Origin of the sequence: Burkholderia sp. HI2500, from assembly GCF_002223055.1 — a bacterium.
GTDB lineage: Bacteria > Pseudomonadota > Gammaproteobacteria > Burkholderiales > Burkholderiaceae > Burkholderia.
In genome coordinates, this window is sequence record NZ_NKFL01000006.1 from 2,983,446 (window position 1) to 2,998,210 (window position 14,765).

At 65.1% G+C, this 14,765-nt stretch carries 15 protein-coding genes; 7 read left to right on the forward strand and 8 right to left on the reverse strand.

Annotated features, from left to right (window positions below; all coding sequences use genetic code 11):
• The first annotated feature begins 46 nt into the window (after positions 1 to 46).
• From CFB45_RS31200 to CFB45_RS31215, 4 genes are all read left to right on the forward strand, one after another.
• Positions 47 to 814: an IclR family transcriptional regulator gene (locus CFB45_RS31200; RefSeq protein WP_089428847.1), complete on the forward strand. Its 768-nt coding sequence runs from the start codon at positions 47 to 49 to the stop codon at positions 812 to 814.
• A gap of 86 nt (positions 815 to 900) precedes the next feature.
• The gene (locus CFB45_RS31205; RefSeq protein WP_089428848.1) at positions 901 to 1,953 is read left to right on the forward strand and encodes a CaiB/BaiF CoA transferase family protein; all 1,053 of its coding nucleotides are present in this window, start codon (positions 901 to 903) and stop codon (positions 1,951 to 1,953) included.
• Positions 1,954 to 2,094: 141 nt separating this feature from the next.
• Complete coding sequence (locus CFB45_RS31210; RefSeq protein ID WP_089428849.1) at positions 2,095 to 2,343, forward strand: type II toxin-antitoxin system Phd/YefM family antitoxin; 249 nt, start codon at positions 2,095 to 2,097, stop codon at positions 2,341 to 2,343.
• Positions 2,333 to 2,614: a type II toxin-antitoxin system RelE family toxin gene (locus tag CFB45_RS31215; RefSeq protein WP_089428850.1), complete on the forward strand. Its 282-nt coding sequence runs from the start codon at positions 2,333 to 2,335 to the stop codon at positions 2,612 to 2,614. The genes CFB45_RS31210 and CFB45_RS31215 overlap by 11 nt, the downstream gene beginning before the upstream one ends.
• Before the next feature lie 116 nt (positions 2,615 to 2,730).
• Here CFB45_RS31215 and CFB45_RS31220 read toward each other — a convergent pair whose 3' ends face one another.
• Complete coding sequence (locus CFB45_RS31220) at positions 2,731 to 3,174, reverse strand: PaaI family thioesterase (protein WP_011353771.1); 444 nt, start codon at positions 3,172 to 3,174, stop codon at positions 2,731 to 2,733.
• Between the two features lie 270 nt (positions 3,175 to 3,444).
• On the opposite strand from CFB45_RS31220, the gene CFB45_RS31225 reads away from it, so the two are divergent.
• Entirely contained in the window at positions 3,445 to 5,064 is a 1,620-nt protein-coding gene (locus tag CFB45_RS31225) for a methyl-accepting chemotaxis protein (protein ID WP_089428851.1), read from the forward strand.
• On the opposite strand, the gene CFB45_RS31230 is transcribed toward CFB45_RS31225, so the two are convergent.
• A complete protein-coding gene (locus CFB45_RS31230; protein WP_089428852.1) occupies positions 5,037 to 6,146 on the reverse strand; it encodes an AGE family epimerase/isomerase in 1,110 nt (369 codons plus the stop codon). The two genes, CFB45_RS31225 and CFB45_RS31230, sit on opposite strands and share 28 nt — an antisense overlap.
• 114 nt (positions 6,147 to 6,260) lie before the next feature.
• Here CFB45_RS31230 and CFB45_RS31235 point away from each other — a divergent pair, with 114 nt between their 5' ends.
• Entirely contained in the window at positions 6,261 to 6,959 is a 699-nt protein-coding gene (locus CFB45_RS31235) for an MgtC/SapB family protein (RefSeq protein ID WP_046548701.1), read from the forward strand.
• Positions 6,960 to 7,271: 312 nt separating this feature from the next.
• Here CFB45_RS31235 and CFB45_RS38715 read toward each other — a convergent pair whose 3' ends face one another.
• Positions 7,272 to 7,490: a hypothetical protein gene (locus CFB45_RS38715; protein ID WP_144025246.1), complete on the reverse strand. Its 219-nt coding sequence runs from the start codon at positions 7,488 to 7,490 to the stop codon at positions 7,272 to 7,274.
• Positions 7,491 to 7,975: 485 nt separating this feature from the next.
• On the opposite strand from CFB45_RS38715, the gene CFB45_RS31240 reads away from it, so the two are divergent.
• Positions 7,976 to 8,782, forward strand: coding sequence for a helix-turn-helix transcriptional regulator (locus CFB45_RS31240; RefSeq protein ID WP_242808562.1), 807 nt, complete (start codon positions 7,976 to 7,978; stop codon positions 8,780 to 8,782).
• An 11-nt stretch (positions 8,783 to 8,793) separates the two neighbouring features.
• Here CFB45_RS31240 and CFB45_RS31245 read toward each other — a convergent pair whose 3' ends face one another.
• Genes CFB45_RS31245 through CFB45_RS31265 form a run of 5 tightly spaced genes read right to left on the reverse strand, consistent with a single transcriptional unit; the run spans position 8,794 to position 14,707 of the window.
• The gene (locus CFB45_RS31245) at positions 8,794 to 9,750 is read right to left on the reverse strand and encodes a D-aminoacyl-tRNA deacylase (RefSeq protein ID WP_089428854.1); all 957 of its coding nucleotides are present in this window, start codon (positions 9,748 to 9,750) and stop codon (positions 8,794 to 8,796) included.
• A gap of 35 nt (positions 9,751 to 9,785) precedes the next feature.
• Positions 9,786 to 10,388, reverse strand: a complete 603-nt coding sequence (locus CFB45_RS31250) for a LysE family translocator (RefSeq protein WP_089428855.1) — start codon at positions 10,386 to 10,388, stop codon at positions 9,786 to 9,788.
• Complete coding sequence (locus CFB45_RS31255) at positions 10,389 to 11,204, reverse strand: formyl transferase (protein ID WP_089428856.1); 816 nt, start codon at positions 11,202 to 11,204, stop codon at positions 10,389 to 10,391.
• On the reverse strand, positions 11,201 to 13,771 hold the full coding sequence (locus CFB45_RS31260; protein ID WP_089428857.1) for a lyase family protein: 2,571 nt from the start codon (positions 13,769 to 13,771) through the stop codon (positions 11,201 to 11,203). Before CFB45_RS31260 ends, CFB45_RS31255 begins: the two co-directional genes overlap by 4 nt.
• A gap of 3 nt (positions 13,772 to 13,774) precedes the next feature.
• Positions 13,775 to 14,707 carry a PLP-dependent cysteine synthase family protein gene (locus tag CFB45_RS31265; protein ID WP_242808635.1) on the reverse strand — a complete coding sequence of 311 codons (933 nt, stop codon included), beginning with the start codon at positions 14,705 to 14,707 and terminating at the stop codon, positions 13,775 to 13,777.
• Between the last annotated feature and the right edge of the window lie 58 nt (positions 14,708 to 14,765).

The window sequence follows — 14,765 nt, forward strand, 5'->3', positions numbered from 1 at the left end:
TCCACGTATGTGGAAGGCTCGCCCGGTGGCGTGAGGAGACGGCGGGATGAGCGGAAACGTGGTCAAGAGCGCGGCGCGCGTGTTTGAAGTGCTGGAGCTGTTCAGTGCATTGCAGCGGCCGCTGAGCGTGCGGGAGATCTCCACGCGCTGCGGCTATCCGGGGTCGAGCGCGGCGGCGCTGCTGACCAGCATGAAGGCGCTCGGCTATCTCGCGTACGACGATGCCACCCATACGTATGCGCCGACTGCGCGGCTCGTCAATCTCGGCGAAGCGCTCGTCGATTCGACGGCGGGCAGCCGGCGGTACTGGCATGCCGTCGCAAAGCGGCTGGCGGTCCGCACGCGCGAGGCCGTCGTGATCGCGGTGCAGAGCGACCTGTACGTGCAGTACATCGATGCGGTCGAGGGCGCGCATACGCTTCCGATCCACTTCTACGCGCCGATCGGCACGCGTCGCGAGATCTGCATGTCGAGCCTCGGCTGGGCGTTGCTGAGCCTCCAGCCGGACAGCGCGATCCGCCGGCTCGTGTCGCGCAGCATCCGCCGGCTCGGCAAGTCGGGCCGGACGATCGACGAGGATGTCGTGGTCGACAAGGTCGAACAGACGCGCCGGTTCGGCTATTCCTATTCGGCGCACACGGTCACGCAGGGCGCCGCGATGATCTCGATGGTGATCGCGGACGGCTGGAACGGCCTGCCGCTGGCCATGGGGGTGGCCGGGCCGGTCGAGCGGATCGACGCGCAGCGCGACGCGATCGTGCGGGCGATGCGGGAGGTGCTGGCCGGGCAGGGGCCGGATGCCGCGGCGGGCTAGCCGGCCGCGGCTGGCGCGCGCAGGCATTCGCATAGAATCGGGAGGTTTCGTTGCTCCTGTCCCGGCTGCATTTCAGCGAGGTCGCCATGCCATTGAACACGCCGCTTGCCGGCATCCACATCGTCGAATTCGAAGGGCTCGGCCCCGGCCCGCTGGCGGGCTGGATCCTCGCCGGGATGGGCGCGCGGATCACGCTGATCGCGCGCCCGGCCGGCCGCACGAGCGCGCCGGACGCGTTGAAGGCCGGCGATGGCGACCTGTTGCGCGAAGGCAAGACGATCGTCGAACTCGACCTGAAGTCGCCGGCCGGCCGCGACGCTGCGCTCGACCTGGTCGCGCAGGCCGATGCGCTGATCGAGGGGCTGCGGCCCGGCGTGATGGAGCGGCTCGGCCTGGGGCCCGACGATTGCGCACGCCGCCATCCGACGCTCGTGTACGGGCGGATGACCGGCTGGGGCCAGCACGGCCCGCTCGCGGCCGCGGCCGGGCACGACCTGAACTACGTCGCGTTGACGGGGCTGCTGTCGCTATCGGCACCGCGCGACGGCCGGCCGGGGGGGCCACCGACCGTCGTCGGCGATGCGGGCGGCGCGCTCGGGCTCGCGTTCGGGATCGTCTGCGCGCTGTTCGACGTGCGCGGCGGTGGCCCCGGGCGCGTGGTCGACGGCGCGATCGTCGACATCGTGTCGATGCTCGGCTCGCTCGCGCTGTGGGCACGCGCGAACGGGCAGCTCGACGGCGCGCAGCCGAGCCTCTTTCACGATGCGCCGTTTTACGACGTGTATCGCTGCGCGGATGGCGAATGCGTGACGATCGGCGCGCTCGAGCCGCCGTTCTATGCGCTGCTGGTCGAACGGCTCGGGCTGACCGACGTCGATCCGGCGTCGCAGTACGACCACGCGCGCTGGCCCGCGCTGAAGGCGCGTTTCGCAGAGATATTTGCGCAGCAACCGTCCGCGCACTGGCGCGCGCTGCTCGAAGGCACCGACGCGTGTTTCGCGCCGCTGCTGAGCGTGGCCGATGCGGCCGTGCATCCGCACAACACGGCGCGCGCGATCTATCGGACGGATGAGAACGGTAACGTGCGGGCGCGCGTGGCGCCGCGGTTTCTGCCGCTGACGGGGGACGCGGCGGAGTAGACGGACTGGCATGTCGAGGTCGTTGAGCCAGCCGCGAAAAGCACATTATCGAAAGACTTCGCGAGTCGTGGGTGCCAATTATGGTGCTAAATTTGGCGTCAAAAAGAGTACAATCGATCTCCTGTTGAAAAAGGAGTCGACATGCCTCATACCATCCTGGCCAGCGTTACGGCGAGCGTTTCGGAACTGAAGCGGAACCCAATGGGCACGGTCGCGGCAGGAGAGGGTTTCCCGGTCGCGATCCTGAATCACAACGAACCCGCGTTCTATTGCATCCCGGCGAAGACCTGGGAGGCGATGGTCGAACGCCTTGAAGATATCGAAGACAACGCGCTGGCCGACAAGCGCGCCAAGGAGAAGGTCGTCAAGGTCAAGCTGAATGACCTTTGAGCTTGCCTTTCTCGAACCTGCTCTGAAAGAGTGGAAGAAGCTCGACCGCACCGTTCGCGACCAGTTCAAATCCCGGCTCGCCGAGCGGCTCGAGAATCCTCGAATACCGTCCGCACAGCTGCAGGGTCATCCGGACCGCTACAAGATCAAGCTGCGCAGCGTCGGCTATCGGCTCGTCTACGAAGTGCGCGATTCGGAAGTGCTCGTACTGGTCGTGGCGGTCGGTCGACGCGAGCGCGATGCGGTCTATCTTGCCGCGATGAAGCGTTAGATCCCGATGCGCCGCACGGGGAGCGGCAAGCTTGTCCGCATGTCTGACCGCTTGGCTCGGCTACGCGCTCGTCGTCTTCTGGAAAGACGGGCGATCCATCAAGTGCGGAGAACCGCTCACGCCGTTTCCTCCGGCGCATCCGGCATCTTGCCGTCGCCGACGCGGTTGATCGTGCCCTGCGCGATCGCGACGAGCCGCTCGTGATCGCCGTCGATGACGAACACATGACACTGGCAGGTCGCCTGGTGCCGCCCCGCGTAGACGAGCTTCGCGCGGGCGACGAGCGTGCCGTTCACGGCCGGCCGCAGGTAATTGATCTTGTATTCCGCGGTGATCACGCGCGGGCCGAGCACGAGCGCGCCGGCAAACGTCAGCGCGTTGTCCGCGAGGTAGCTGATGACGCCGCCGTGCACGAAACCGTGCTGCTGCCGCAGTTCCTCGCGCACGGGCAGGCACAGCGACACTTCGTTGTCGCCGATATGCATCAGCTCCGTGCCCAGCAGCATGCTGAACGGTTGCGCGCGCAATGCGCCGCGCGCGTGGTCCGTGATGTCGGTCATCGACTTTCCTCGAAATGAGTGCCCGCTTGCGCTGAACTCTAGGAAGGGGGATGCCGATAAGCAAGGAAATTCGTCCGCATTTCGCGCAATTTCCAGCGCGATGCGACGCGATTATTGCGTCGAATGCCGTAGATTTCCCTGTTTGCGGGGGATTCCGCTGGAATGCGCGGACAACGTGAATTTCGTTGCCGTCCGTACCTAAAGTCGGACGAAGAAATGCCGCTAATGCCGGGGCATTGCCTCATCGTCCGCTTTCCAGGAATCTCCCCCATGTTCGGAAAAATCAAGCTCGCGTCGGGTCTGCTCGGCGTGTTGACCGTGTTTTGCGTCTTCCTGTTTGCGATCGAGGCGCTCGGCTTCTGGGCGCTCAAGTCGACGCGCAGCGGCGTCGACGATCTGTCGAACGTCGCGATCACGCAGGTCGAGGCGGCCAGCCAGGCGACCCAGCAGCTGCTCGACGCGCGCATCAACCTGTCACGTGCCGGCACGCGGATGGTGCGCGGCGGCCCGAAACCCGAGGACATCATCCGCCATGCCGGCGCGTCGCTCGCGGAAGCGGACAAGGCGTTCGCCGCGCTGACGGCCGCGCAGCCGGTCGACGATGCCAACCGCGCGCGCGTCGCGGCGCTCACCGAGCGCTATCGCGCGCTGCGCGGCGCGCTCGGCGAACTCGTGCAGTTCCTCGACGCCGACAACATCCAGGCCTTCCTCGACCAGCCGACGCAGAGCATCCAGGACGCCTATATCGCCGAGTTGCGCCGCTTCACCGACTACGGCGGCGCATCGAGCCGCACGGCGCTCGACACGATCGACGGCGGCATGCTCTGGTTCAAGTCGGTCGGCATCGTGCTGCTGGTGGCGATGCTCGTGGCGAGCGCGGCGATCTACGCGGCCGCTCGGCGCGCGGTCGTCGCGCCGCTGGAAGAAGCCGGCCGCCATTTCGAGCGGATCGCGCAGGGCCGGCTCGATGAGGTCGTGCGGGCAGGCGGCGTGTTCGAGATTGACCGGATGCTGCGCGGCCTCGCCACGATGCAGACGAGCATCGCGGGCACCGTGCGCACGGTGCGCCAGGCGTCCGACGCGATCCACCTCGGCGCGGGCGAGATCGCGGGCGGCAACGCCGACCTGTCGGCGCGCACCGGCACGCAGGCCGCGTCGCTCGAGGAAACGGCCGCGAGCATGGAGGAACTGACGGCGACCGTCCGGCAGAACACCGACAGCGCGCGTGCGGCGAGCGCGCTGGCCGACGCGGCGCTCGAGGCGACGAGCCACGGCGGCGGCGTGGTCGACAGCGTGATCGGCCGGATGCGCGGCATCGCGCAGAGCTCGGGGCGGATCGCGGAGATCATCTCGGTGATCGACGGCATCGCGTTCCAGACCAACATCCTCGCGCTGAACGCGGCCGTGGAAGCCGCCCGCGCGGGCGAACAGGGGCGCGGCTTCGCGGTCGTCGCGGGTGAGGTGCGCTCGCTCGCGCAGCGCAGCGCGCAATCGGCGAAGGAGATCAAGGCGCTGATCGAGGATTCGGTCGCGCAGATCAACGGCGGCGCGGAGCTCGTCGAGCGCGCCGGCGATGCGATGCGGACGGTGTCGGCGTCGATCACGCGCGTCGTGCAGACGATGTCCGAGATCACGGCGGCGTCGGTCGAGCAGAGCGTCGGGATCGAGCAGGTGAACCAGGCCGTCACGCAGATGGATCAGCTCACGCAGCAGAACGCGGCGCTGGTGGAGGAGGTCGCGGCGGCGGCCGCGTCGCTGAACGACCAGACCGCGCACCTGATGCAGGCGGTGTCGGTGTTCGAACTGGGCGACGGCCGCGCCGCACGCGGCGAGCGCGCGGCGCCGTCGTTCGACGACGCGGGTTACGCGCCGGCCGGCAGCGCCGCGTAGGCGGTCTCGAGGTGGTAGGGCGTCGTCGACGGCATGTCGGCGCGCGCCACCTGCCCGTCCGCCGTCTTGCACTCGAACCAGCCGCGCGGATGCAGGAAGCGCGCGGCGAAGCGTTCGATCTGCCGCGCGAGCGGCGCGGAGGCCGGCGTGCCGCCGTGCGTCGCGAGCGCGCGCAGATACTCGGTCTGCGCCCAGATCCGCTGCGTGCCGTCGATGCACGCGCCTTGCGCGTCGAGCGCCGCGCAGACGCCGCCCGTCTGCGGATCGACGCCGTATTGCTCCGCGAACACGAATGCGCGCGCCAGCGCGCCGGGGAGCCCGGTCTGCGCGAGCCGCGCGCCGGCCGCATCGACCAGATAGAACCATTCGAACTGATGACCGGGCTCGAACCGGTTGTCGGCTGCGCCGAGCGGCAGTTCGGCCACGCAGCCGGTTGCCGCGTCGACGAACGTGCGCTCGACGGCCTGCGCGGTGCGTGCGAGCGCGTCGTCGAACGCCGTGTCGCCGAATGCGGCGGCCGCCGCGAGCCACGCTTCGGTCAGGTGCATCAGCGGATTCTGCAGCGCCCCGCTGCCGGATGACGAGAAATCGGCGTGGCGCGCCGCGTCGAGCAGCGCGTCGCCGCGGTGCGGCGCGAAGCGGTCCTGAATCAGCGCGGCGGTCTCTTCGGCTGTCTTGCGCGCGGCGGCGTCGCCCGACGCCGCATACCACGCGGCGCACGCGAACACGATGAAGGCGTGCGTGTAGAGATCCTTGGTCGTGTCGAGCGGGGCGCCCTGCGCGTCCACGCTGTAGTGCCAGCCGCCGTGGCGCGGGTCGCGAAAGTGGCGGCCCAGCGCGTCGAACAGCGTGGCCGCGTGCGTGGCGTCGCCGGCCTGCGCGAACACGAACAGTTGCCGTGCGCAGGCCATCGCGCGATAACGGGTCACGGGCAGCGGCGCGTGGGTGGCCGGATCGACGGCTTCGAACGGCAACTGTAATGTCTGGTCGAACCCTGAACCCCGCCAGATCGGCAAGACGACGTGCGCGAAATGGTGGCGCAGCTGGGCGGCCTGGGCGGAAGCGGAGTCGGAAACGGACATGACGGGGTTGAGCGCTGGGTTCGAAACGTGTCGGCGCGGCCCGGAGGATCGGCGCGGCCGGGGCCAAGGATAAAACATTCCGCACGGCCGGCACCAGAAAAGGAGATAAATCGCATGCTGAGCAACCTGGAACTCGTGATGCGGCTCGTCCTCGCGGCGGCACTGGGCAGCGTCATCGGCTTCGAGCGCGAGCGTCTGTCGTGGGCGGCCGGCCTGCGGACGCACATGCTCGTCTGTGTCGGTTCGACGCTGATCATGATCGTGTCGGCGTTCGGGTTCGCCGACGTGCTCGGCAGCAGCGAGCACATCGTGCTCGACCCGTCGCGGATCGCCGCGCAGGTCGTATCGGGCATCGGCTTCCTGGGGGCGGGCTCGATCCTGCTGCGCGGCGAGATCGTGCGCGGGCTGACGACCGCCGCGAGCCTGTGGTCGGTTGCCGCGATCGGCCTCGCGGTGGGCGGCGGGCTCTACGTCGCGTCGATTTCGGCGACGATCATCATCCTGATCATCCTGGCCGGCATCAAGCCGCTGGAGCGGCGCTACTTCACGGTGCGCCAGCGGCGCCAGCTCGCGCTGACGGTCGTGGGCGGCACGCTGAACTTCGATTCGCTGCACGCGGCGCTCGGCCCGGACAGTGCGCGGGTGAAGCAGTTCATCGTGCAGCGCGCCGACGACACGGGCGAGCACGACGAGGTGCGCATCGCGCTCGCGCGGGTGTCGGAACTCGAATACCAGGCGATCTGCGACAAGCTGCGCGCGCTGAAGGGCGTCACGCGTTTCGAAGAGGGCAACGGGTTGTCGGGCGACGAATAGGCGGAATCGGCGACGGGGCGTACGACAATGGCCGACCGCCGATTCCGTTCGACATCCGGTTCCGCGCTTGCGGGCCCCGCCATCCGATTTTCTTGATCTCCGCCAAATACGAGTCGAAACTGTCGTGATTTTCAAGGGTTTGCGGAGAATTGCTTTTCGACCCTTCAATCGCGAGAGGCTTTGCTTCAAGTCAGTCGATCCATCTGGGGATGGCGGGAACGAGGGGAGGGTGGGGCACCGATACGATTCGTCGGGCGTGGGCGACCTTGCGCCAGTCGGGCGCTGTTTGTGGGGCGCTATCATCTCGCCACTTCAAAGACTGGGGTTCGTCCGCATCCAGGTTGCAAGCAATCGCGGGAGATGGGGCGGCGCCGGCACTTTGTCGGCACCTTTCACAAGATCATTCATTCTCAGCCCGATTGTGGTGGCTGGCGTGGCCGCTGCTTCAATCGCTTTGAGGGTTTCATGTCGATCGAGTGCGACTTCCCATTTTGTCGTCGCAAGCATGCACTTGGGAAGTTGTGCGGTCATTTTTTCTTTGGTAATGCGTATCTATTGCTGAATTCGGCGACGTCTTTATATCCATGCCTGGATGCAAGAAAATGCTTAATTCTTGCTTCGGCATCTCAATGTTTGATCGTCCGAAATGAGTGGTTTTTGACGGCGCAACCATAAAAGAACGACATTCAATGGAATCATCGTCTGTCATTTTCGAGTAGAGCGCTTTACTTCGACGTGAGTGGGTTGCCCGCCCGCTTGCGGCGAACTTAAGGTAAGCTGGCGGAGCATGGTCGCGCTTGCCGAAAGGCACAGCATGACTGTCTATGTGCTGGATGACGGGCGCCGCCCCAAAGTGGGGCGATTATTCCGAACAGCGCGTGCGGTATGCCGCTTTAAGAGGGAAAGCCGTTCTTCCGCGCCACATTCACAACCCACTGTTGCGACACATGTCTTGTCCTTACTCGATTACGGTTCGCGGCGCGTTGAATTCGGCAGGAGCCGAAGTCGTTCGATCCATGCAATTGCCGTCGGGCATAACCCTGTCAGAATGGACAGGTCGCAATACGTTGACCGAATATAAAAGCTCGGCGGAGAACGTGCTGAGTATCTATTTGTCGGGCGGCGAAAATTGTGCACAGGTCGACGGAAGGCAGGTCGTTCGCCGGGGATTCAAAAGTGCAGTCTGTCTGTTTCCGGTTGGCGAAGGCGAATCGCAGTGGCAAATCACCGAGCGCCTCAATTTTCTGCATATCTACTTCGACATGCGCAACTTCGAGCCCAGCCTGCTTCGGGCCTTGCGCCAGCCACCGGAGGCCTACCGGTTCCGCGAGGTCTTCCAGGAAGCCTCCCCGGTCATCAGTGCGGCGGCGCACAGCATTGCGCAGTCCGACTGGAACGACGAGACGCTGTCGCTCGGTATCGATAGCCTGATGAGCTGGATTCTGCTCAACGCGATCCGCGGTTACGCCGAGGCCGATCTGGAGCCCGTGGATACGCGGGGCTGCCTGTCGACGAAGCAGGCCGACATGATCCGCGAGTATTGCAACGCCAATCTCGGCGAGATGGTGCGGCTCGAACATCTGGCGGATCTCGTGAGTCTCAGCCGCTACCACTTTCTGCGTAAATTCAAGAACACGTTCGAACAGTCTCCGCACGCGTTCTTGACCGGATTGAGGATGGCCCGGGCACACGACCTGCTGAGACATACCGACCAGAAGATCATGAGCATCGCACTCGAGTGTGGCTATGCGCAGCACAGCCGGTTCTCGACCGCATTCAAGCGACATTACGGCTATTCTCCCGGCGCGGTGCGCGGAAAGTGATATCGCTCAAGTCAGGGACCGTTTTGCGCGTCGCGGATCAAGCCGGCCAGGTCGGCTGATCTCAACTTGCGATGCGAGAGGGCGGGGACGCGAAGTTCCTGTGCGAGATTGCGCACCTGCTGCTTGTGGGCAGCCTTGAGGTTGTCGTGAAACGCGATCGCATCGACACCGCCCTTGATCGACCGGGCGCATGCGATCAGGTCCTTCAATCGTTCCGGCGAGTCGTAGTCGTGCGCGACCAGCCAGTGATTGGGAAGCACGTGCGACAGCGCGAGTCCTTGCGTGTCGCCGTAATCGCGCAGCAACTGCGTGAATCCGGGCTCGAAATGGGTTCCGCCGATACAGAGCAGCGAAATCGCCGGTTGAGCCGCGTGTTCCCCCGCCGTCAGCAGTGCACGCACAAGCACGTCGGCGGCATCCGGGTTTGCCCACGCGTCCGCCGTGCTGCCGATTTCCAGATCGATGACCGATGGCGTCACCGCGGAGACGAGGCTGCCGGGTTGGGCGCCGTAGAGCGGGCCGGACCAGTGCGTGGCTTCCATCCACGTCGAATACGAATCCAGGCCCGCTTTCCGACGCTCGTGTTCGACCGCCAGAAACAGGCTGCGCGTGATGGCGGGATCGACCGGACTGAACGTGCCGCTTTCCATGTCGCCGGTCGTCTGGACCGTGAAAATGCGGTCGGGCGCATTTTTCCCTTCATGCCAGTTGACGATAACGATCGCGTCGGCGTCGCCGAAGGCCTCGTTCACCCGTGGCGCGTAGCGTCGGTAGTCGTGGCTGAGCACCTGGTCGAGCTGCAGCAGGTCGTAGCGCACGCCGCCGGATTGCGCGCGCAGTACCGGATGTCCGTCCAGGGTGCCTTCGGCTTGCCAGTCGATGCCGGAGCCGAGGAGCCGGGCCAGCACGTGCGCCGACACCGGATCCTTGTCGAGATCGGTGCAGAAAGCCAGAACGATGTGCTTCACGGGTGAGTTTTCCTGAAGTGGATCATGGCGAACGTTCAGAACAGCAGAAACGCGATCGAAGAGGCGGACAGCAGGGCCAGTGTTCGTTGGAGTGCCCTGCCGCGCAGGACTTGCGACATCACGAGGCCGAATACGGCCCAGATCGAGTTGCACGGGAAGAAAATGATCCCGAGCGTGAGCGACAGGAGCGTTGCGTCGACGTACAGGTTGCTGGTCAAGGGCAGGAACGTTGACGTCGCGCTGGCGCCGAGCAGCCAGATTTTCGGATTCAGAATCTGGAGCAGCGCGGCCTCACCGAACGTGATGGGATGCTCGATCGAGAGATTCCCGGCATGCGTCGGCTGCGACGTGTACAGCTTGTAGGCCAGGTACAGGATGTACGCGGTGCCCACCACCTTCAGCGCCGGGTGCAGCAACGGGTATCGGCTCAGCACGCTGGACAGCCCGAGCGCGATGACCATGAACAGGACGAATACGCCAACCGAAATGCCGGTCAACGACGGCAGCGTGCGTCGATACCCGAACTGCGCGCAGTTGGCGGTCGTCATCAGGTTGTTCGGCCCCGGAGAGATGATCAGCGGGATCGAGAACAGTCCGATCTGGAGCAACTTGGCGACAAGCGCGGCGTCGACGTTCATCTAGCCTCTCACCTTGTCGCGATTCGCGCCTGCCGCTGTGCGCCGTCGGCGAATTGCGCCGAGGTGATGGGCAAGCTCGACGAGCGGGCCGCGGTCGCGCATGCGGTAGGTCGAGCCGACGTCCGGTTGCGGTTCGCTGTGCCACGTCGCGAGATCGGCGTTCTGCTTCAAGCGGGCGACGAGACTGTCCACTGCGGCTCGTTCGGCGCGCGAATAGAGCGTTTCCGAATTGTCGCCGTAGGAGAACCGGACTGGATGACGGCTGATGATGGCGCCCGTATCGAGGCCGGCGGACACGCGATGAATCGTCGTGCTCAGCTTGTCGAATTCGCCGTGATGCAGTGCGAAGAAGAAGCAGTGATTGCCCCGGTAGTACGGCAGGTGACCGCCGTGGATGTTGATGATGCGCCCGGGCGGTACGAGCGACAGCAACGCCTCGCCGATCTTCTTGGTGCCCATCACGATATAGACGTCGGACATGTCCTCGCGCAGTGCGTCGAGCACGCTCGTGTCGTTGATCCACGACGTTTCCAGATATCGAACACCGGCGTGACGTCGAAGTGCGTCCCAGGTTCGCAGTTCGTCGTCGCGAAGAAAATAGCGGCGGCGGTACGCGTCGTATCCTGATAGTCTGCGTCGCCATTCGTGATAGCGAGTCCACAGATACGCACGATAGTTGCCGTTGCGAAACAGGCGAGATGCCTGTTCGCGCCCGGGCTCGACGATGACGCGAACGCGTCCGAACGCGGTAACAAGCTCCGCGGCGAGATAGAGATGATGCGGACCGTCCGAACAGAGCAACGTGACGTTGGTCATGCGAGCACACTCATGAAGCGGCGATCGAGCGCCTGTTGTGTCGCAGCGGTGCGGGACTCGCAGGATCGCTGGCGCCGGCGCTGATCCAGCAGGCGCGTGGCGAGTACTGCTACCGCCGCGTGCGTGTTCCGCGTCGATGGCCCACCGCCGCCGTCGAGCGCGTCGAACACGTTTGCACTTTCCAGCCGGGCATGAACGCGGTCGAGCATCGCTGCCGCCGTGGCGTCGAGCGAATCCGACGTGGCGCCGGGCACGCCGGACAGTGCGCGTCCGACCGCGGCATGGGCATCCCTGAAAGATGCCGCGCGTTGCTGCACGAGCGATTCCGCGACGAGCGTCGCGCCTGCATTCCCGATTTCGATCGCGCGGCGTGCGGCGTCGGCGTCGAATCGGATCTCGTTCATCGCATAGACGAGCACCCTCAGCATGTCGATGACGAGTCCGCTCATCTCGGCGACCGTTTCGACCGCGGTGCGGCTGGCCTGATACGAGTTGCCGGTCGGCAGATGCGATAGCGACGACAGTGCCGCGGCGCAATGTCCGACGATGCGGTCGTGACCGAGACGCAACCATTCGAGCAAGTACGGGTTGCGTTTCTGCGGCATGTTGGACGAGCCGCCGTACATGCCGTCCGGCAATGTGACGAGCCCGATTTCGCGCATCGACCAGAGCTGCAGGTCGGTCGCGATACGGTTCAGATTGCCGCTCAGCTCCGCCAGCAGGCACACGCAGCGCAGTGCCGGATTCTTGTCGGTGATCGCGCTCAGCGAATTGAGCGGGCCTGCCGAGAAACCCAGCAGGGTCGCCGTGCATTGCGGGTCGGTGGCGAACGTCGTGCCCGCGCCGGCGCATGCGCCGAGCGGGGAAACCGTGAGGCCGTCGCGCAGCGAAGAGAGCGCGTCAAGCGTGCCGAGCAGTATTTCGCACTGCGCGACGAGGTAATGCCCGGCCGATCCGGGCATCGCGGTCTGGTACTGGCTATAGATCGGCAGCAGGATGTCGGCCGAATCGGCGGCGCGTCGCATGAGCGCCGTGCCGAGATCGACGGCCTGGCCCGTGACGTGCGATAGCGCCTGGCGAATGGTCAGCAGAAGGTGCGTGCCGTTGATGTCGTTGCGTGAGCGCGCCGCCTGAATCATGCCTCCGGTGTCCCGTCCGCAGCGGCTGATCACATACTGTTCGTAATCGAAGTAGTCGCCGCGTCCGGAAACGTGTTCGAGCAACAGCGCCGGATTCGCTTCGAGTGCCATGACCGCATCGCGCAGCGAGTCGAACTGCTCGGCGTTCAGGATCGATCGTTCCCGCAACATGATCAGATGGGCTTTTTCGATCGCGAGAAGATGGGTCTTGAGCTTGCCGAAGCACGCGGGCGTACGTTCGTAGACGATGTCGTGAATCGTGTCGCGGTTCGGCACCGCCCGATCCGGTTCGTCGTAAAGCACGCGTGAACGCCTCCGGAGCGACAGCGCCTGCCGGAGCACCGAAGCAGCGCTTCGGCCGAACGAAATGACGTAACCGGCGCGATCGGAGAAGTCGAACTTGCCGGCGTTGACGCCTGCTTCGCGAAACAGGCCGGCGTCGGCGCAGTCGTCCGGAAAATCGATGCCGACATAGCGGCGCCCGACTTCCGGCACGACGAACGCGACCGCGCTATGCAACGCGGGCGTCGGCACGACGAACTGGCTGCGGCGCGCAAGATGGCTGCGCACGTATAGATCCGCGATCGACCATCCGTATGCACGCTCCATCAAGCGCGGAATCATCCCGCCGGCAAGGCGCGCGTTGATTTCGATGACGGTGATCGTGCCGCCGTGAACTTTCAGTTCCGTGTGCGCGGGACCGAATGCATAGCCGACCGCATCGAGTGCGCGACGTACCGTATCGACGATGCGGGCATGGGTGGCTGCATCGAGGTCCGCCGGCAGGACGTGCGCGAGTTCGAGAAAATGCGGCGGCTTGGTCACGAACTTGCGCGTGACCGCAAGCACATGATGGCCGTCGGCATCGCTGAACGATTCGACCGAGAACTCCGTTCCCGGAATGAAGCGCTGGCAGATGAGCGCGCCATCGGACGCATCCGGAAAATCCGGCTCGTGTTCGACGAGGCGCACGCCGATGCTGCCCGTGCCTTGCCTCGGCTTCACGATGACCGGATAGGTCAGATTGTGCGCCGCCTCCGCGGAATCGATCGCAGCGGTATACGGGTACGGGACGCCGTGGTCGCGCAACACATCCTGCAGTCGCAGCTTGTCTCGACACAGCGCGACCGTGGCGCCCGGATTGCCGGGCAAGCCGAGCCGCTCGGACAATCGTGCCGCGTTCTCGATGAATGCATCGCTCGTCGATACGACGTAACGCACGTTGGCGATTTCACCGACGACACGCTCGAGTGCATCGACCGATTGCGTGTCGCAATCGATCACGCGAACGCCGGGCGGCAACCGATCGATAAACGCGTAGCGCGCACGGTCGCGCACGAGGAAGCAGGTTTCATCGTAGTGCAACGACGCGTCGAGCAGCATCTGCCCGAACCCCGTGGTGTTTGATTCGATGTAGATGATCGCCATGATTCACTGAAACCTGTGGATGTCCGAGCGATTCCAGTTCATCCACGCCCATTCCGTCTCCGCATCGTAAGCCGTCGGGTGCCCGATCTCGATCGGACGAAGTCGATCGTATGCGGGACTGTCGGGATGCGCGGTGAAGGTCGAGCCGACGTAGCGGGAACCGTCGTCGGGGCTCAGGAAGACGATCGGCGTATCCGGACATCTGTCGCGCACGGATCGGACGACCGCGTAGGCGGCGCCGGTGGTCGGCCCGCGGAAATGTCCGGTGGACGCATAGAGCTTGCGCGTGAAATGATCGGCAAGCTCCGCGCTGACCCAATGTACTTCGTCGAACAACGCATGCTTCAGGTTTCCGGGCATGATCGTGTTGCCGAGACCACGCAGTTTGCGCGGGCCGTCGACCTGGCCGAACAGGACGCTGTTGAAGGTGTCGACGCCGACGAGCGTGCAGTCGGCGCCTGCCGCGCGCAGCGACGTCGCCATGCCGCAGCTCGAGCCGCCGGAGCCGACCGGCGCGACGAGAATCAGGCGGGGGCCGATCCGGTCCAGCAGCTCGTGGGCGATGTTGGCGTAAGCGAGCGCGTTGTTCTCGTTGTCGTACTGGCGGCACCAGAACGCCCCTTGCTCGGCATCGAGAATTTCGTGCAGTCGATCGAGTCGCGCCTTCTGGTACCCCTGGCTGCCCTTTTTGTCCGTGACGATTTCCACTCTACCGCCCAGCATTTCGAGCTGGCGCTTGAATGTCGGATCGATCACGGGATCGCCGATCGCCACGAAGGGGTGGTTCAAGCGGTTGCACACGATGGCCATCCCGAGCGCGAAGTTGCCGCTCGATGTTTCCACGACCGTTCCGCCCGGCTGCAGTTCGCCGCGGGCGCGTGCCGTGCTGATGATGTAGTTGGCAGGCACGATTTTCATCGCCTTGAACGACACCATGTGCAGCGAACGCTCGATTGGAAACAGCACTGCGTCCTGCATCGCGTCGAGCGACGAT